The organism is Helicobacter monodelphidis, assembly GCF_003288845.1.
Taxonomy (GTDB): domain Bacteria; phylum Campylobacterota; class Campylobacteria; order Campylobacterales; family Helicobacteraceae; genus NHYN01.
Window position 1 is genome coordinate 1 of sequence record NZ_NHYN01000054.1, and the last position, 2,093, is coordinate 2,093.

At 33.8% G+C, this 2,093-nt stretch carries 1 protein-coding gene; it reads right to left on the minus strand.

Annotated features, from left to right (window positions below; all coding sequences use genetic code 11):
- Positions 1-79: 79 nt before the first annotated feature.
- The gene (locus CCZ01_RS09795; RefSeq protein ID WP_181566394.1) at positions 80-1,954 is read right to left on the minus strand and encodes a type IV secretory system conjugative DNA transfer family protein; all 1,875 of its coding nucleotides are present in this window, start codon (positions 1,952-1,954) and stop codon (positions 80-82) included.
- Positions 1,955-2,093: the final 139 nt, after the last annotated feature.

Here is a 2,093-nt window from a genome sequence, read left to right on the forward strand (position 1 = left end):
AAATCAGCAATAGCCTCTTTGTCTCCTAAAAGTTCAGCTAATTTGCCATATAATTCAAATATTTTCAGATCTCTTTCACTCATGATTGCTTTTCTCCTTGAGAATGAAGTTTTTCTAAATGCTCATCTAGCCATTTTCCACCATAAGTCTTAACCTCTTGAATGAAAAGATTTTTGGGTAAAAATTGTGTAAGAGGAATTTTTTTACTCATATCTCTACCCTCATAGGTTGTTTTCTTTCCTTTTTTAAATAGTGAAGTTTCTGATTGTGCAATTGCTCTATACATTCTCCCACTTGCAAAAACCATCATTTCCCCATTGCTCATTCTGATAACTTCTTCGTGCTTAAACGCATCTTCTTCTACTTCTTTGTAGTTGTCCTCAACTGCCCCTGCCCCCTTTGCAAAACTTCTTCTTTTAGAATAATCTTTGACAAGCTTTTTGATTTTTGGCACAAATTCAACATAGAATTTTGTTGTTTCTGGATGCATATTTTTCATTAGAATATGCACTCCTGTTACATCAATCATTTCTTTCCTCTCCAAAGATTCAGAACCTACTGTTTTGCCAACTGCATCAATTTGTGCTGGAGATTGAAAAAATGGACACATGGAGATTCCTAAGCTTCTGCTTTTAGATTCTAATCGCCCATAGCCTTCAGCAATATAGCTCCCCAATTCATCACAAAAGCAGACAAAAGGAATTTGAGGCTCTACAGCTTTAGCTGCTTTGTCTTGTGCAACATTTTTAATGAGTCCTAAGAGTAATGTTCCAATTTGCTTAGGTGTTGTATCACTTGCCATCGTAGGTAGAGTAATGAAAATGAATTTGTTTTTTTGAGTGGCTTCCCATAATGAAATTGTAGGTTTTGGGGCATTAAAGATTCTTCCGTAATCTGACTTTAAATTTGTAATGACTCCTCTCCATCCCTCTACACAAACACTAGCGTTATAAACACCTTGAATATCAAAGTTTTTAGAGGCTCTTTTAACTTCTTTCTCAAATTCTTCCCCTACCCCTTTTAAAAATCTCTGATAATCAATACCGATTGTTGTTGAAATAAATTGACAAAAATCTTCCAAGTGAATAAAATCTTTAGCCTTATCCTTATACTTTAAAGCTTCTAAAGTAAGAGTTTCAAGTGGTAAAATTTCAGCAACCATTGAAAAGTCAATTTGTATATTCTCATAATCTCTTTTCCAAACAAGCAATTTCAAAATGTTTTTCATATATTCTTTTTGCCGATCTTTCCATTCATTTTCCTCCCCTACCAAAAGCATAATGAGCATTTCATAAAGACTCATCGCATTACCATTACATAAAGGATTAATCGTGTGTGTGTTATCCATATCCAAAAAATTAATATGATAGAAATCATCTTCTCTGCCAATGCTGACAAAAAGACCATAAATATCTTTTGCAAATTCAGCTGTTCCCTTGCCATCGATAATCATTCCACCACCACCTAGAATGGCTAATTGCTCAACCATTCCTTTCATTAAGACAGACTTTCCAGCACCAATAGTTGCCATAATCAATAAATGCCTTTTCATCACTTCAGCATTAACTAAAATAGGACGCACTTTATTCCCTATAGCTCTTGAACTCTTTATGGCATCTCCGTGAAATTTTTTGACTTCATAGCCTAAGCAGATCATATATTTCTTGCTTGGATCATTATCAATGAGAGATTCATTTTTTTCATGAGATTCAACACTTGAGGAATATAAACCATAAAGAATCCCTATCGTAATAAGAGCCATATTAATCACAAAGAAAAATAGGGCTTGTGATTCTTTAAAGGCAAGAATCACACTGCAAGATATGCCCACAAGCATAAGGATTTTTAATAAGGTATTAAGAATCTCATTTTTTTGTAATATAGTTCTTAAACTATCTGTTTTAAGTCTATACGCCTTTTGTTCTACTTCCTCTATCACTTCATCTTGACTCATTGCTTTTCTCCTTTTTTAGATTTGGATTCATTTGTGTTTTCTTCTTGATGTGTAAAGAAGTTTTCTAGCTCTCCTCTTTGCTGTTTTGTTTGGAGTTCTAAAGCTCTTTGCAATATTGAATCTTCTGTGAAGTTATCCT